General features: G+C 37.7%; 19 protein-coding genes. 6 read left to right on the top strand and 13 right to left on the bottom strand.

The features are described 5' to 3' along the window. A partial coding sequence (locus WC906_03730; GenBank protein ID MFA5777523.1) for a hypothetical protein occupies positions 1-196 on the top strand: 196 nt, incomplete at its 5' end. Between the two features lie 110 nt (positions 197-306). Here the strand turns inward: WC906_03730 and grpE are convergent. The 7 genes from grpE to yidD all read right to left on the bottom strand — a co-directional run bounded on the left by grpE (position 307) and on the right by yidD (position 4785). Then, a complete protein-coding gene (gene grpE / locus WC906_03725; protein MFA5777522.1) occupies positions 307-1197 on the bottom strand; it encodes a nucleotide exchange factor GrpE in 891 nt (296 codons plus the stop codon). Positions 1198-1331: 134 nt separating this feature from the next. Continuing rightward, positions 1332-2090, bottom strand: a complete 759-nt coding sequence (locus WC906_03720; GenBank protein MFA5777521.1) for a hypothetical protein — start codon at positions 2088-2090, stop codon at positions 1332-1334. A gap of 235 nt (positions 2091-2325) precedes the next feature. Further along, positions 2326-2979, bottom strand: coding sequence for a hypothetical protein (locus WC906_03715; GenBank protein ID MFA5777520.1), 654 nt, complete (start codon positions 2977-2979; stop codon positions 2326-2328). A gap of 38 nt (positions 2980-3017) precedes the next feature. Next, positions 3018-3980, bottom strand: coding sequence for a DUF4349 domain-containing protein (locus WC906_03710; GenBank protein MFA5777519.1), 963 nt, complete (start codon positions 3978-3980; stop codon positions 3018-3020). Between the two features lie 99 nt (positions 3981-4079). Further along, positions 4080-4241, bottom strand: coding sequence for a hypothetical protein (locus WC906_03705; GenBank protein MFA5777518.1), 162 nt, complete (start codon positions 4239-4241; stop codon positions 4080-4082). An 81-nt stretch (positions 4242-4322) separates the two neighbouring features. Further along, positions 4323-4517: a hypothetical protein gene (locus tag WC906_03700; protein ID MFA5777517.1), complete on the bottom strand. Its 195-nt coding sequence runs from the start codon at positions 4515-4517 to the stop codon at positions 4323-4325. A 31-nt stretch (positions 4518-4548) separates the two neighbouring features. Beyond that, positions 4549-4785, bottom strand: coding sequence for a membrane protein insertion efficiency factor YidD (gene yidD / locus WC906_03695; GenBank protein MFA5777516.1), 237 nt, complete (start codon positions 4783-4785; stop codon positions 4549-4551). Positions 4786-4878: 93 nt separating this feature from the next. Here yidD and WC906_03690 point away from each other — a divergent pair, with 93 nt between their 5' ends. The 5 genes from WC906_03690 (at position 4879) to WC906_03670 (ending at position 9717) form a co-directional block, all read left to right on the top strand. Then, positions 4879-5787 carry a magnesium transporter CorA family protein gene (locus WC906_03690; GenBank protein ID MFA5777515.1) on the top strand — a complete coding sequence of 303 codons (909 nt, stop codon included), beginning with the start codon at positions 4879-4881 and terminating at the stop codon, positions 5785-5787. An 84-nt stretch (positions 5788-5871) separates the two neighbouring features. After that, positions 5872-7263 carry a cysteine--tRNA ligase gene (cysS, locus tag WC906_03685; protein MFA5777514.1) on the top strand — a complete coding sequence of 464 codons (1392 nt, stop codon included), beginning with the start codon at positions 5872-5874 and terminating at the stop codon, positions 7261-7263. 122 nt (positions 7264-7385) lie between these two features. Next, the gene (dnaB, locus tag WC906_03680; GenBank protein MFA5777513.1) at positions 7386-8744 is read left to right on the top strand and encodes a replicative DNA helicase; all 1359 of its coding nucleotides are present in this window, start codon (positions 7386-7388) and stop codon (positions 8742-8744) included. Between the two features lie 132 nt (positions 8745-8876). Further along, complete coding sequence (gene recR, locus WC906_03675) at positions 8877-9464, top strand: recombination mediator RecR (GenBank protein ID MFA5777512.1); 588 nt, start codon at positions 8877-8879, stop codon at positions 9462-9464. A 16-nt stretch (positions 9465-9480) separates the two neighbouring features. Next, on the top strand, positions 9481-9717 hold the full coding sequence (locus WC906_03670; protein ID MFA5777511.1) for a hypothetical protein: 237 nt from the start codon (positions 9481-9483) through the stop codon (positions 9715-9717). 58 nt (positions 9718-9775) lie between these two features. Here WC906_03670 and rplU read toward each other — a convergent pair whose 3' ends face one another. The 6 genes from rplU to WC906_03640 all read right to left on the bottom strand — a co-directional run. After that, positions 9776-10084 (bottom strand): 50S ribosomal protein L21, encoded by a 309-nt coding sequence (rplU, locus tag WC906_03665; GenBank protein ID MFA5777510.1) that lies wholly within the window; start codon positions 10082-10084, stop codon positions 9776-9778. Between the two features lie 65 nt (positions 10085-10149). Continuing rightward, a complete protein-coding gene (locus WC906_03660; GenBank protein ID MFA5777509.1) occupies positions 10150-10362 on the bottom strand; it encodes a hypothetical protein in 213 nt (70 codons plus the stop codon). A 21-nt stretch (positions 10363-10383) separates the two neighbouring features. Continuing rightward, positions 10384-10665 (bottom strand): hypothetical protein, encoded by a 282-nt coding sequence (locus tag WC906_03655; GenBank protein ID MFA5777508.1) that lies wholly within the window; start codon positions 10663-10665, stop codon positions 10384-10386. 91 nt (positions 10666-10756) lie between these two features. Then, entirely contained in the window at positions 10757-11800 is a 1044-nt protein-coding gene (gene mnmA / locus WC906_03650; GenBank protein ID MFA5777507.1) for a tRNA 2-thiouridine(34) synthase MnmA, read from the bottom strand. Further along, positions 11793-13667 (bottom strand): CxxC-x17-CxxC domain-containing protein, encoded by a 1875-nt coding sequence (locus WC906_03645; GenBank protein MFA5777506.1) that lies wholly within the window; start codon positions 13665-13667, stop codon positions 11793-11795. Before WC906_03645 ends, mnmA begins: the two co-directional genes overlap by 8 nt. Before the next feature lie 109 nt (positions 13668-13776). Beyond that, on the bottom strand, positions 13777-14859 hold a 1083-nt coding region (locus WC906_03640), incomplete at its 5' end, for a hypothetical protein (GenBank protein ID MFA5777505.1).

Here is a 14859-nt window from a genome sequence, read left to right as displayed (position 1 = left end):
CTCCTTATTGGCGATGGGTAAAACCCATCTTAACCGTTCTTCTTTAATTGTTTTTGGCATATTGATACACATCCTCCAAGATAACTCTATCTTGGAAAAACCGCCATATGTATGTGGACATTACCTTTCTCCATTGACGGAATCTCCGATGGAAAGCATGATAAAAGCCATAGAACGAGAGTCATCTCGAACGTAAAGAACATAAAGCCTCCCGCTCTTGTTTGTTCTTTTCCTCTTGACCCCCCAAGAAACCTGCCAGGTTTCTTTCTCGGGGGTCTTTTTTTTATTTCAAATAACATTTTTAACTTATCCTACTATTACTTTCACTGCTCGAATTACTTTATCTCCAATCTTGTATCCTTTACTAATAATTTTTTTAATCTTGTTTTCTGATTCTTGATTGCTGTTCTCTGATTCCTGATGAATCGCTTCGTGAAAATTTGGATCAAATTTATCTCCTACTTTTACTACAATTTCAGAAACCCCATTATCCTTCAGGATAGTTTCCAACTGGCGCTGGATATGCAGTATTCCTTGGAGCCAAGGAGATTTGCTCTGATCTTCGGGAACATGCTCCAGCGACATCTCGAAATTATCCACGACTGGCAAAATTTGAAGTGTCAAGTCTTCCAAAACGAATTCTTTGAGCTGTTTTCTGGATTCATCCTGCATTTTACGGTAGTTCTCAAAATCCGCCTGGCAACGCTTCCATCCGTTGATATTTTTTTGGCTACTAATTATTTCTTCAGCTTTTTTAACAAAATATTTTAACCATTCTTTATGTTCCTTATTTTCCAGTATTTCTTTGGCGGTTTGCCATTTGTATTCGCTATGCTCAATATCTAATTTTATTTCTCCTTCCAGATAATTTACCAGATATGCCAGTAGGATTACTTTTCTTGATTTAAGTTCCATCAAGAAATTGCCTAAGGAATCAACTATCTCGAATTCTATCTCTCCTGCCTCTTCTTTAACTTCTCTTTTCAAAGCATCCAGAAGTTCTTCGCCCTTGTTCACTCTTCCTCCGACAAACTCCCATGGACCGAATTTCTTGTAAAAATCAGCGTCTGAATCACTGCATTTAGCTATTAAAAATTTTTGGGTTTTTTGATCATAAAGCACTGCTCTTTGAGTAATATTTGCAATAGTGTGTTCTTCTGGAATTTTATCTTCTTCTGCTTTTTTGTTTTTAAACATTATATTTATCATGTCATTCCGGGCTTGACCCGGAATCTACGCTATCGAATTACACTAGTCTAATGTTTATACACTAAACTTGTGATTATCGCTTGTGTAGATTCCTGCTTTCACAGGAATGACAATCTATTATGTTACGAAATTATTATATGAACACTTCCCGCCACTATTATTAATACAGTCGACGAACTCAAAAGCTTCTTCATATATTCAATCAGTGATTTGTTTTTGGCATACTTCATCCTTTTGGGACCGATGAGTGCCAGAATTCCTTTTTCTCCGCCTTTCAATTTGTAAGAGGAAACGACCATTGAGCAATTGGAAATTCCATCGATCGGATTTTCTTTGCCGATGTATATTTTCGTTTCATTTTCCTTAAGGTCTTTGGCAATATTCTCAAATTTTTCATCCACCACATCCAAAACTTCCGCTAATTTGCAAATTTCGTCTATGTTCTTGAATTCCGGCTGGCTCATCAGGCTTTTGATTCCTGATTCAAAAAATTCTTCTTTCTTGTTCGCTCCGCTCAAGGCCAGCGCCCCGCTGAATCCGGAAAGCAGTTTTACAACGGTTCTTTCGAGACGAGTATTTTTGGCTTTAAGTTTCAAAAGTTCGGTCTGGAGTTTTTTTTGTTCACCCATCGAAAGTTCCCGGTCTTTCATTATTTCTTCCACGAAATAGCGATAGCCTTCATCAGTCGGAATTCTTCCGGCGCTGATATGAGGCTGATAGAGAAACCCGTCCTTTTCCAGCTTGGTCATATCATTTCTAATAGTCGCCGAGCTGGCTTTAACCTGATATTTTTTGGCTAGAATTTCACTCGAAACAGGAATAGCCGAATTGGTATATTCCTCGATAACTGATGTTAGTATTTTCTGCTGTCTATTGTTCATATTACGCTAATGGTCACAAATGAAAACGAATTAATGCTAATAAAATGTTTCTACTAATTATTTGGACACATTCGTTTCAATTCGCAACTATTTGCATTATAGCGTAGCGATTAGCAGTCGTCAAGTCCGAGTGCTAATTTATATTTTATACTACAAAATTTTATTGTCAATATTTCAAATACAAAAACCGCTCGGTTAAGAACGGTTTCTAAAAGATGTATGGATGTATGTTTAGTTATAATTTTAAATCTTCCGGATTGATTCCTTTTGGAGCGCTTACTCCCGCTGGAAGCTCTGTTCCCTTCGGCAAATTTTTGGTCATATCCTGCATTTTTTTGAGCTGTTCGCACATATCGGAAAAAGTGATATCAGACGGAACAGAAAAATCTATGGAAGCCACCGGCGTGCATTTCACATCCATTGCATCTTTGAAGGCTTCAGAGGCATCTTTGACATCTTCTTCTGTCGCTTTTGGAATACTTGAATCTTCTGCTGGTTTGTTATCTTTATTTAATTCTTCCATACAGAGTTGATTCCATTTGCTTCCTGTTTTGGTATCTTCGGACCAAGTGTACATTGTTTCCCCGTCGAAAACCATCAATTGTTTCTTTCCCATTACTTCGCTTTCTCCTTTATACTTCTTTCCCTCGACAAATGTTTTGGTAGTAAAGGATTCATCGCCTACTTTGTAAGTGTAGGAACATTCCATTTTCTTTCCGAGACCGATGGCATCTTTAATGGAATTAATTACTCCTCCGCTTGTTTCCTCTGTTTGCGCAGTTTCCTTCTTTGCGCTGCTCAGATTATTATTTTCTGCTCCTTTTTTTGCGCATCCGGAAACCAATATGACAGCTCCGATGGCAAAAACGGCAATTGCAATTTTTTTCATTTATTTTTTATAATTAATAGTTAACTAATTTTTTTAAGTTATTTTATTTCAGTTTCTTCTTTTTTGCTTTTTATTTTCTTATATATCTTCTCTCCGATTTTGTAAGCGACAAAAACAATAATGCCGTAAAGGATGAATACGGGAACAACGCGTATTATTAAAACTATAAGGAAGGTAATAAATTTCTGAAAATCCTTAAGCAAGCCATTGATAGTATCTTTCATTACCTGGAACGGCCTCCAAGTATCGGTAAATGTGATTTCTGGATCTTCCGAGAGGGTTGCTGTTATCGTTGACATATCGGTCTGCGAATCCATATATCTTATTCTTCCTTCTACTCTTTCTATTTCTCCCCTGGTTCTGGAAAGCTCTCTGGTTATTGCCAGCACGTCGTCTATTTTTTGGGCTGATTCAAGTATTTTCACAAAAGAAGCTTCTTCCGCTTTTTTGTTTTTAATTTGCGCCTGAAGATCGACGTATTGCTCGGTAACATCGCTTCCGGAAGTGGATTCATTCAGAACAAGAACCGCCACTTTTTTTATTTCAGAAATGGTATTTTCAAATTTATCAACCGGAACCTTAACTGCTATTATTCCGGATTTAATTTTAGATGAACTCTGGCGGATATTTGAAGAAAAAACATCTCCGTTGTTGGCTTTAGCAATATCCGCTATTGATTTTGCGCAGTCATCAACACTAGAAACCTTAAGTCCCAGATTTCCTGTTTTGATGATTTTTTTGTCTGTTGTTTGTTCGGTATAGGATATGGCATCTTGCGCTGAAGGCATTTCTGTCATGCTACTGCTCTTGGAAACAGGTGAATTTACGGAAGTTCCCAGTGGGTTAGCTGATTGAACTCCGCTTCCTGATCTCGCTAGCAAACTATCAGACATTTCATAGCTTGCTGTATTTAAAGATTTTTTCAGCCCGGACAATACCGTAAGGGAGGCAACGATAAAAATTAACACAACGGAAGCTATGATGATGATTTTCTTTTTCATAATTAAATTTAAATAATTACTTTTTTATTATAACATTTTATTTGAAAATAAAAAACGGGATTTGTTCGGAAGCGGTTTCCGGACAAATCCCTTACTCTTCTATGTCGCATTGTTTTTGCAATACTCCCAATGGCCAGGAGGATTAACCTCTCGCGTTGCGGGAATTCCTCCTGCAAGAGCCAACAGAAGAATTTTCCCCTTTTCTTCGCGTCTTACTTCTTCAGAATTCTTCTCTCTCTCCCTTTCTTTCTCGTCTTCCATTTTTCTTACCCCCTTTTTTTTGACATCTCCCTTGTTTATATTTTTACTGCAGGTTACTTCTCGTCGGTTCTTTTCTGTATATCACAACTTCGTCTTCTTTAACAAGATCCATATTGCATTCACCGGCCTTTTTACTGGACATACTTCGCAAGATGCTTCAGACACTTCTCCTAAGATTGGATAAGGGCACTCGGATAAAGCTTCTGGCTTATTCCTGTTGGCCACTTCAATGTATGGATAACGCTTGATTTTCGTAGTCTGTTTTTGCTTTTTCATGTTATCCCCCATATTTTTGACATAGAAAGAACTATTTCACCGGATCGTATCCTCCGTCATTCCATGGATGGCAGCGAATTATTCGCCGGAGTCCCATCCAACTTCCTCTGATTGCGCCATACTTTGCAATCGCCTGATAGGCATATTCCGAGCAAGTAGGATGAAAACGGCAAAGCCTTTCCGAATAAACATAGGAAAGAAAGCCATGATCCAAGGATAATGTTTTCTGGTATGCCCTTATCAAAATTAAAATGAACTTTTTTAACATACCCTTATGATTTATCGAAAACCTGATTTTGTCAAATGAAAATAATAGTATATAATAAATTTATAAAAGCTAAATACAAAAAACAAAAATAGCATGAAGGAGGTAACCTTTAAAAAAATAACCTGGATTGATTTTGACGACCCTTCGGCTGATGATATTCTCTATCTTCAGGAAAATTTCGATATTCATCCTTTGGCAATTGAAGAGTTCTTGACTCCGACAATGCGCCCCAAAGCGACCGAATATGGCAATTGTCTTTTTCTTACAGTCCACATTCCCCTTTTCGACGTAATCACCAGAACAACATATCCGGGAGAATTGGATATTGTTCTTACTAAAGATCATCTGATAACCGGACACCTAAAGGAAATCTATCAGCTCACTGAATTTTTTGATCAGCTAGAAGGCAGTGAAGGAAAACGAAGGCTCTATATGGGGAAAACTCCGGCGCATTTGATGTATCACCTCCTGGAAATACTTTTTGAATCCTGTTTTCCTAAAGCTGACCACATTATGGAAAAACTTAATACTGTCGAGGAGGAAATTTTTAAGGGCAACGAAAAAGAAATGGTGATGGAAATTTCCGTTGTCAAAAGGGATATTTTAAATTTCAGAAGAACACTCAAGCCTCAGCGTTCAATCCTTGAATCGATTATGCGAAAAAACTGTGATTTGATTTCGAAAGATTTGTTTCCATATTTTCAGGATTTAATGGGAACCAACATTCGTCTTTGGAATATTCTGGAAAATAGCAAGGAAATAGTAGAATCTCTGGAAGAAACAAACAATTCGCTGCTTTCCAACAAGCTGGATATGACGATGAAAATTTTGACGATTTTTTCAGCAGTCCTTTTGCCTCTAACGGTTTATTCAAACATCTTGGCTATGAGTGCCAGCATTCCCTTTGGAAACAATCCCTATGGTTTCTGGATTCATATGGCAATAATGTCTGTAATTGGAATTTTTACCATCACGCTATTTAAAAGCAAAAAGTGGCTGTAATTGACAAAGAATCACGAATTATGAATAATGAATTATGCAATTCTTGATTCTTGATTCATAATTCACAGTTCATAATTCTTTTTTATGCTCAATTTATACAACTCGCTAACAAAACAGAAAGAACCTTTTGAGCCAATACACGCTGGTAAGGTTTCGATGTATATTTGCGGTCCGACGGTTTATGATGCTTGCCATCTGGGACACGCCCGGGGTTATGTTTCAGTTGATGTGCTTCGCCGATACTTGGAATATTCCGGATTTGAAGTCCGGCATATCATGAATTATACGGATGTCGGACACTTAGTTAATAATTCCGAAGAAGGAGAAGACCCAATCGAAAGGAGAGCTAAAGCGGAAAAAATTGATCCAATCGCCATTGCGGAAAAATATATTGGATTATCCGAACAAGATTTCAAATCTCTCAATATCAAGCCGGCGCATTTTAATCCTCGTCCGACCAGATACATCGCGCAAATTATTAAATTCAATGAAGAACTGATTAAAAAAGGTTTTGCCTACGAGGTAAACGGTTCGGTATATTTTTCAGTGGACAAATTTCCGGATTATGGAAAACTTTCCGGAAAGAAAAAAGAGGATTTAATTTCAGGAGCGCGCGTGGAAATCAATCCGGAAAAGAAAAATCCTCTTGATTTTGCCCTTTGGATAAAAGCATCGGATGAACATATTTTGAAATGGGAAAGTCCGTGGAGCGTGGGATATCCCGGCTGGCATATTGAATGTTCAGTTATGTCCGCTGATCTCTTGGGACAGGATACTTTTGATATTCATGGCGGAGGAAACGAAAACGCTTTTCCTCATAATGAGAATGAAATTGCTCAAAGTGAGAGTTATCTTGGCAAGAAAATGGCCAATTACTGGTTTCTGTGGAATATGGTGATGGTGGATGGCAAAAAAATGAGCAAGTCTTTAGGAAATTTTACTACTATCAAGGATGCAGTTAAGAAATATAGCGCGATGACGGTAAGACTTTGGATTTTAAGCTCACATTATCGAAGTGTGACCAATTTTACCGAGGATTCTCTCCGGCAAGTTAGTGCAAATTTTCAGCGAATTTCCGATTTTGTAAATAATCTTAAAAACCCAGAAGCCGGAAACGGTTCTGAGATAGAAATTGAAAAATACCAGGAAAAATTTGAAGAGGCGATGAATGATGATCTGAACATGCCAGTTGCCCTTTCGATTTTGTATGAGCTTATAACTGAAACAAATAAATTAAATCCGAGCAATAAAAAAGAGATTTTAGGATTTTGGGGAAAAATGAATAAAGTTTTTGGATTAAATATTTCAAAAGAAGAGGCTGAAATACCTGAAGAGATTAAAAAACTCGCTTTGGAGCGAGACAATACCAAGAAAATCAAAGACTTTGCCGAATCCGACAGGATTAGAAAGCTGATTGAGGGAAAAGGATATATTGTCGAAGATGCGTTAGATGGGTATAAAATAAAGAGGAAATAGAATTTATTTTTTTATTTTCCGCAACAATAGGCATAACGCGTCAAGGTGTTTATAAGCTCTGCATAAAAAGTGCTATTTTTAAATTGCTTTTGTTGAATGCGTTAGCTATACTTAAAATAACTATGGCAAACGATAATGACGTCAAAAATCTGAAGATTCCGCCGCACAATATTGAAGCCGAACAGTCGGTTCTCGGGTCTTTGATGTTGGACAAAGATGCTATTATTAAGATTGCTGATATTATTAAAGTTGGTGATTTCTACAAAGATGACCATAATTTGATTTACGAAAAAATGCTGGCTCTCTATGAAGAACGGGAGCCTATTGATGTTCTTAGCATCTCCAATAAACTGGAAGAAATAAACAAATTGGAACAAATCGGAGGTTCAACCTATTTAGCATCCCTTGTAAATGCTGTTCCTTCAGCGGCTAATGTTGTCCATTATGCTAAAGTGGTTCAAAAGAAAGCAACGTTGCGAAGGCTGATTAAAGCCGCCAGCGATATCTTGGAACTGGGATACAAGGAGGGTGAAGATGTGGAGAAAATTTTGGATGAAGCCGAACAAAAACTGTTTAAAGTTTCTCAGAAATACATTAAGCAGGATTTCATTCCGATTAAAAATATTTTGGAGTCAGCTTTTAATAGGATTGACGAACTTCACAAAGACAATAGCAAGTTTCGAGGAGTTCCGACTGGATATCCGGATATGGACAATATTTTGGCCGGACTTCAAAAATCCGATCTGATCATTTTGGCTGCCCGTCCTTCAATCGGGAAAACAACGCTGGCGCTTGATATTGCCAGGCACATTGGAATTCGGGAAAAAGTTCCAGTCGGAATATTTTCCCTTGAAATGTCAGCCGACCAGCTTGTTGATCGTATGATCGCTGCTGAATCGCAGGTTGATCTCTGGCGTCTTCGAACCGGAAAACTTCGCAGCGAGGGTGAAAATAACGATTTTCAAAGGATTGGAGAAGCAATGGGCGTACTTTCCGAAGCTCCAATTTTCATCGATGATTCCGCTTCGGCTAATATAATGGAAATGAGAACAATGGCGCGCCGCCTCCAAGCGGAGCATCATCTGGGACTAATCATTATCGATTATTTGCAGCTTATGGAAGGACGGGGAAAAGAAAATCGCGTCCAGGAAATTTCCGAAATTTCCAGAGCCCTTAAAAATTTAGCGAGAGAAATCAATATTCCGGTGCTGGCACTTTCTCAGCTTTCCCGTGCAGTTGAATCCCGTTCCCCGCAAATTCCAAAACTTTCTGATCTTCGTGAATCAGGATCCATTGAACAGGATGCGGATGTGGTATTATTTTTGTATCGGGAAGATCGCGAAAAACCGGATACTCCAAACAAAAATATTGTTGAAGTTCATATTGCCAAGCATAGAAACGGACCGGTTGGCAGAATGAGCCTTTATTTTGAAGAAACTTCGACAACGTTTAAATCGCTGGAGAGAGTACATACGGAGTAATTAAACTTTACGTTTTGTCATCCTGAGTCGCCGCGACGAAGGATCCCTAACAAAATATAGCGCGCAATAATAAATTCTGAGATTCTTCGCGCGGCGCTCAGAATGACAATGAACTTAAACTTCTTATAAACTATGTACCCTAAAGGATTCAAAAAACTTATTGATAATTTTTCAAGCCTTCCCTCCGTTGGACCAAAAATGGCCGAACGACTGGTTTTATATTTATTCAAACAAAACAAGGAAAAAATTCAGGAATTTTCCGAGAATCTGGAAAATATCCAGCACATGAAAACCTGCCAGAAATGTTTTAATATCGCCGAGGAAGAACTTTGTGAAATTTGCAGAGGCGCCAAGAGAAATCAGAAACAGATTTGCGTGGTTGAAGAACCGTTGGATATAATATCTCTCGAAAAAACCAGCGCCTATCAGGGATTATACTTTGTCCTGGGAGGAACTATTTTTCAAAACAACAATGAAAATGAGTTAAAAATACCAGAACTCTTGAAAAGAATAGAAAATGAAAAAATAGAAGAAGTGATTATTGCTACCAACCCAACCACTGAAGGCGATGCGACGGCTTTATATTTAAAACGAAAAATTCAACCATTGGAAATAAAAATTACCCAATTGGCTCGAGGTTTGACAACCGGCGGCGATATTGAGTATATTGATGAAAGCACATTAACTTCTGCGATTAACAATCGTAGAGAGTTAAAATAAATGAAGGAGGAAAGTCATGATTAATATTAAAGTTGTTCTGGACAAGGATTTCAATGGTGTTTTCTTTGGGCACGAGGGACACAGGGTAAGATCAATTGGAATGTCAGCTCTTCATGAAGGTGAAGAAGTGTACATTTCTCAATGTCCGCAGAATCCAAAAAAGTTCGAGGTAACTGCGGATTGCATTCATTGTGAAGTATGGACTATTGTGGAGGAAAGTGAGATTTTCGAGGAGTTACAATATGGCATCTAAAGAAAGAGAAAGGGCGGTCGCAGATAACACTGTGCGACTCGCCCTTTTTTACTATCCTCTATCCAATTTTAGTAATTTCTACTTCGGTGAATGGCTGCCTGTGTCCGAATTTCACTTTGTACCTTTTTTTGGCATGATGCTTGATTCCTGTAACTTTTTTTGCTCTGTCTTGCTTCAAAATCTTTCCTTCGATCTTAGCGCCTTTAATGAAAGGAGCGCCGATTTTTGCTTCTTTTTCATTGCCGACAAAGAGAACTTCCGGAAATTCAAAAGAATCGCCCACTTCTCCCTCTATTTTCTCAATTTTAACCTTAGTCCCTTTTTTGACCAGATATTGTTTCCCGCCAGTCTTGATAATTGCTAGCATATTTTAGTAAATTATGAATTATAAATACCCGACAATCCTATCATTTAAAGCCAGAAGTGTCAATCTTAACAAATACTTTCAAAAATTCCTTGGAGTTCATATTCCTTGTATCTGCTGGATATTCTTTCGATATTTCTGAGCTCGCTTATTAATTGGCTACAGCTTTTAATTTGTCCGCCTTTTACTTTTTTAGTTATTCCGTATATTCCATCTCTATCTACCCCCGCAGAAGAACGTATTCTTTCAATTTCACTTAATACCCTGCTTTCATCTTTCATTTTTTTATTGAAATTAAATTATTAAATAATAACATTCAGTTTCTTCTTAAGGCTTTTAATATCATTTTCCATCATCATCTTGTCATTTTCAATCTTTTTTATTTTTTGTTTTCTTTCGGAAATATTGACATTGAGAAGGGCTAATTGTTTTTCCAATCTCTTGAGTTCCATTTCTTCAACCTCCTTGTCTCTCTCTAATTTTCTCAAATCAGAATCAGCAATAGAGAGAGCATACTGGATGCGCTGCCTTTGAGCATGGCTATTGGATCCATCTGTAGCCGAATTTTGAATTGAATTATCCATTGAGAATTTACAATTTTCAATTTACAATTTTCAATGTTTGAAAATTTATTCATTGCGATTTGATTGTAAATTGATCATTGATCATTGAAAATTATCCGATTACCCCTCCGCCCAAAACTTCTCCTTTTCCGGAATAAAACACGGCGGATTGTCCAGGAGCGATTGCCCTTTGCGGATTTTCAAACACCACATTGTTATCTTTGCTTATTATAGCATTAACCAGGGAATTTCGATAGCGCGTCCTAACTAAAGTTTTGGCGGGAAATTTTGGAGTTTTACCTATCCAATTTATATTTTTAAGCTTCATTTTTTGGCTAAAAAGATCTTTTTCTTCGCCCACAATCAGCCTATTTTTCGAAAAATCTTTCCTAGTCACATAAAAAGGTCCCCTGCCGCCTATCTTTATGCCTTTTCTCTGACCAATAGTATAGAATGGTAATCCCGCATGAGTTCCCAGAATATTATCCTCCAAATCGCAGATTTTCCCTTTTCTGAGCTTTAACATTTTCTTCAAAAATTTTTCATAGCCTTTTTCCGAAATGAAGCAAATATCCTGTGATTCTTTTTTGTCATAAACCGGTAAACCAAATTTTTTAGCCATTTTTCTTACTTCCGGTTTTGTGTAATTGCCCAGGGGAAACAAAATTTTTGATAATTCTTTTTGATTTAAGCGATAGAGAAAATAACTCTGGTCTTTATTTTTGTCTTTTGCCTCAAATAAAATAAAATTCATAATTCGTGATTCATAATTCGTGATTCTTTTAATACGAGCATAGTGTCCAGTAGCAACATAATCTGCCTTTAGTTCAAACATTTTTTCAAATAAAACCCTAAACTTTATTTCCTTATTGCAAACCACGCAAGGATTCGGAGTGTTCCCGCTTTCAAGTTCTTCTAAAAAATAATCTACTACTTTTTTCTTGAAATCTTTAGAGGCATCGACTATTTCAAGTGAAATCCCGATTTTTTGCGATATTTCTCTAACTTCTTTTACGCTATTTTCATTGCCAAAAAAATCAAGAAATATTCCTCGAACGTCGTACCCTTTATTTTTTAGCAAAAGCGCTGCAACAGAAGAATCAACTCCTCCGGACATAGCGACGATCACTCTTTTATTATTCTTGCTATTAGTCACCTTTACTTTTTTTAATAAGTTCCCTCAGTTCCCGAAGATTGACTGTTGTTTTTTTGTGGTTTTGTTTGAAATTTTTTGGAGCAACGTATTGAAGCTGGGAAAGAACTATTGGATTTTCCTCTGAAACAAAAGCTTTTCTTTCGATGCTCTTTATTTTTTCAGGACTATTGTTTTCATTCGTTGATTGATTATTTTTACTCGAAATCTGAACATCCTTATGATTCATGCTTCCTCGCCTCGCTGGCAGGCAGATTGATTCTCGATTTTTAGCTCTAGCTATTGCTCTTTGATAATCCTTAAAACAATCCTTGCAGAATGTCGGCCTTTGTGCGTCCGGCTTGAAAGGAACCTGTATTTTTTCTCCGCAAGTATCACAAATCGCGTCATATAAAATCTTTACATCCGGAGCAGGCTCATTTTCTGATAAACTTTTAACAGGAGTTGTTGTTTCTTCTTTTATGATATTCTGTTTTATCTCCAGTGGCGCAATATTTTTAATAGGTGCGAAAACCTGAGACTTTTTAGGCTGGACAACAATGCATTCTGCTGATCGAGCAACTCTAACTGCTTCCCTGGCTTTTTCTTCGACAAGCATTCCGCTCCAGCGCTTTATTTTGTCTTCCACTTCTTCAGCGCTAGTAGCATACCGTTCCCTTGAAACTTTAATAACTTTATCTTCATTGCCTTTGGTCGGATCAATATCAATCGGCGCAAGCGTCTTAGCTGAAAAAGCATTGCCTGCGATACCGTCTATCATTAGTTTGAGATATATTTTGTATTTCGGAAGATTGACTACGTCATTCATCATGAAAATAGGTTCAAATTCTTTTTCTAAGAGTTCGGCGTCAGCTGCGCCCACTCTAAATGAAATGAGCGTTCCGGCATTTCCAAAAATTGCATCGCGAACTATTTCATCAATCTGGGTAATATATTGGTTGGCTAAGATCAGATTTAGGCGGTATTTTCTAGCTTCAGAAAGTATATTAGCAAAAGATTCCGTAGCAAAATTTTGAAACTCATCAACATAAAGGTAAAAATCATTTCTTTCTTCCTCGGGAATATCAACTCTGCCCATCGCGGCAAGCTGGATTTTGGTTATCATCATTGCGCCAATGAGAGCGCTATTATCCTCACCAATCCTTCCTTTTGACAAGTTCATAATTAGTATCTTTCGATTGTCCATAATATCTCTGACATCAAAAGATGACTTTGTCTGGCCGACAATATTTCGAATCAAGGAACTGGAAAGAAACTGCCCGACTTTATTTTGAATTGGAGAGATTACTTCCTGAAGAACTCTGTCATTCCACTTTGGAAATTCATCCACCCAAAAAGACCGAACAACTGGATCGGTAATTTTTTCCACGATTTTTTTGAGATAATTTTTATCAACTAAAATTCTAGTCACACCCAAAAGAGTTGACCCGGGATATTCCAAAAGAGCCAGAATTGCATTTCGAAGGATATATTCCAAACGCGGCCCCCAAGAATCTGCCCAAATCTTTTTGAAAACTCCGATTAGTCCCGAAGCAATGAGATGCCTTTGCTTTGGATCGATATTTTCCATCACATTAAAAGCAATTGGAAAATCCTGATCAGCCGGATTGAAATAGATGACGTCATTAATTCTGTTTGAAGGAATGGCTTTGATCAACTTTTCGGCCGTATCTCCGTGAGGATCAATAAAAGCTACGCCTCTCCCGCTTTGTATGTCTTGAATAGCCATTGTTTCTAGGAGATTTGTTTTTCCCATACCGGTTTTTCCAATAACATACATATGACGGCGCCGGTCGTCGGTTTTTATACCAAATACCCTTTCTTGATTGCGGAAATTGGTTTTAGCAAAAAAATTTATTTCATCTGGCATAGCATCTCGAATATTCACGAACCCGATAAAAATATTTCATATTTTTATCTCACGAAACAATCTCAAATTTAGGGATTTTTCGTGATAAGTTTAGTGAATGTTTAGTGATTTACTTAACTGGTAAATTAGCTGGGGCGCCTCCAAGCTTAGCTTCTACTCTGCGAAGCGATGGGGTCATCACAGACATATCGGGCATATGAAATATCGTAGCAAGTTCTGAAGTGCTTAGATAACAATTATTACCGGTTGGATCGCGGTCAATGTATCGTTTGATTAATTTCCTTTGCCTGTAACGAAGCCTTGACTTTATCATAAAATACCAAGCATAAGTCTTCGTTTCATCTTGAATCTTAATCCCGTTCGAATATTGGTCGGAAAATTGTTTCATAGATCCCCAAAATCCTCCCACTACTCCCGGCTTATCGTAGTTTTCTCTTTTGCCAAGGTAAACAAATCTCATCTTTGTTAAGAAAATATTCTTGGTCATATTTTCCTCAAGGGCCTTGAGTTTCTCCTTTTCTCCAGGCGTTAAGCGAAATTCAAGGGGAGCTTCATCTTTCTTTTCTTCTGCTGCCTTAAACTCAACCGGGCCGGATAGAGCTTTAATTAAATTACCGAAAATATCGGTGGTATCCGTCCATAATCTTTCTAAAATTCCGCCGGATTTATTGGCTCTTTTTGTTAGCTCATTAATCATTCTTAATCCCTCTTCATGCTCCCATCCTTCAGGCTCAGGCGTAATTAAAAGCTGCCACCAAACTTTTTGGTTGGGTCCGAGCTGGGAAAGAATTTCAAGAACAGAAGCTAGCGGATCAATCATTTTTCCGGTAACATCTTCTTGGAATTTATCATAAGTTTTGATTGGCATTGGTTCGGGACCAGCCAATTTTGCATCCGCTCCCCAAACTTCCCACTTTTTATTAGGAAGAATAAGCGGCACTCTCTTTGCATAATCATCCACCTCCACAATCTGAATGTCAGGATACTGGGCATAAAGAGCGGCTTCCACCATTCCTCGGTCAAAATCAGGACATTGTATATAAAAATGTATTTCACCGCTGTCCCCTACTATTTCAAGGCTGAAACGTTCAATCACCCGGCCATGCATGTAAAAATCGCCTCTGGGAATAGTTGTGAACACGCCATGAAGCACATTGAAAAAAGACTCCAGTATTTTAGGACTCTTTTCGAG

This window comes from Parcubacteria group bacterium (assembly GCA_041657845.1).
In the GTDB taxonomy this organism is placed as follows: domain Bacteria; phylum Patescibacteriota; class Minisyncoccia; order Moranbacterales; family JAKLHP01; genus JAKLHP01.
This window is presented reverse-complemented; position numbering and strand designations above follow the sequence as displayed.

Bases quoted from the DNA above. Each gene is read 5' to 3' on its own strand.
- WC906_03705 (MFA5777518.1), bottom strand. From the start codon at position 4,241: ATGGAAGACGAGAAAGAAAGGGAGAGAGAGAAGAATTCTGAAGAAGTA.
- recR (MFA5777512.1), top strand. From the start codon at position 8,877: ATGTACCCTAAAGGATTCAAAAAACTTATTGATAATTTTTCAAGCCTT.
- yidD (MFA5777516.1), bottom strand. From the start codon at position 4,785: ATGTTAAAAAAGTTCATTTTAATTTTGATAAGGGCATACCAGAAAACA.
- rplU (MFA5777510.1), bottom strand. From the start codon at position 10,084: ATGCTAGCAATTATCAAGACTGGCGGGAAACAATATCTGGTCAAAAAA.
- cysS (MFA5777514.1), top strand. From the start codon at position 5,872: ATGCTCAATTTATACAACTCGCTAACAAAACAGAAAGAACCTTTTGAG.
- WC906_03645 (MFA5777506.1), bottom strand. From the start codon at position 13,667: ATGCCAGATGAAATAAATTTTTTTGCTAAAACCAATTTCCGCAATCAA.
- WC906_03655 (MFA5777508.1), bottom strand. From the start codon at position 10,665: ATGGATAATTCAATTCAAAATTCGGCTACAGATGGATCCAATAGCCAT.
- WC906_03710 (MFA5777519.1), bottom strand. From the start codon at position 3,980: ATGAAAAAGAAAATCATCATCATAGCTTCCGTTGTGTTAATTTTTATC.
- WC906_03715 (MFA5777520.1), bottom strand. From the start codon at position 2,979: ATGAAAAAAATTGCAATTGCCGTTTTTGCCATCGGAGCTGTCATATTG.
- WC906_03660 (MFA5777509.1), bottom strand. From the start codon at position 10,362: ATGAAAGATGAAAGCAGGGTATTAAGTGAAATTGAAAGAATACGTTCT.
- grpE (MFA5777522.1), bottom strand. From the start codon at position 1,197: ATGTTTAAAAACAAAAAAGCAGAAGAAGATAAAATTCCAGAAGAACAC.
- WC906_03670 (MFA5777511.1), top strand. From the start codon at position 9,481: ATGATTAATATTAAAGTTGTTCTGGACAAGGATTTCAATGGTGTTTTC.
- WC906_03720 (MFA5777521.1), bottom strand. From the start codon at position 2,090: ATGAACAATAGACAGCAGAAAATACTAACATCAGTTATCGAGGAATAT.
- WC906_03690 (MFA5777515.1), top strand. From the start codon at position 4,879: ATGAAGGAGGTAACCTTTAAAAAAATAACCTGGATTGATTTTGACGAC.
- dnaB (MFA5777513.1), top strand. From the start codon at position 7,386: ATGGCAAACGATAATGACGTCAAAAATCTGAAGATTCCGCCGCACAAT.
- WC906_03700 (MFA5777517.1), bottom strand. From the start codon at position 4,517: ATGAAAAAGCAAAAACAGACTACGAAAATCAAGCGTTATCCATACATT.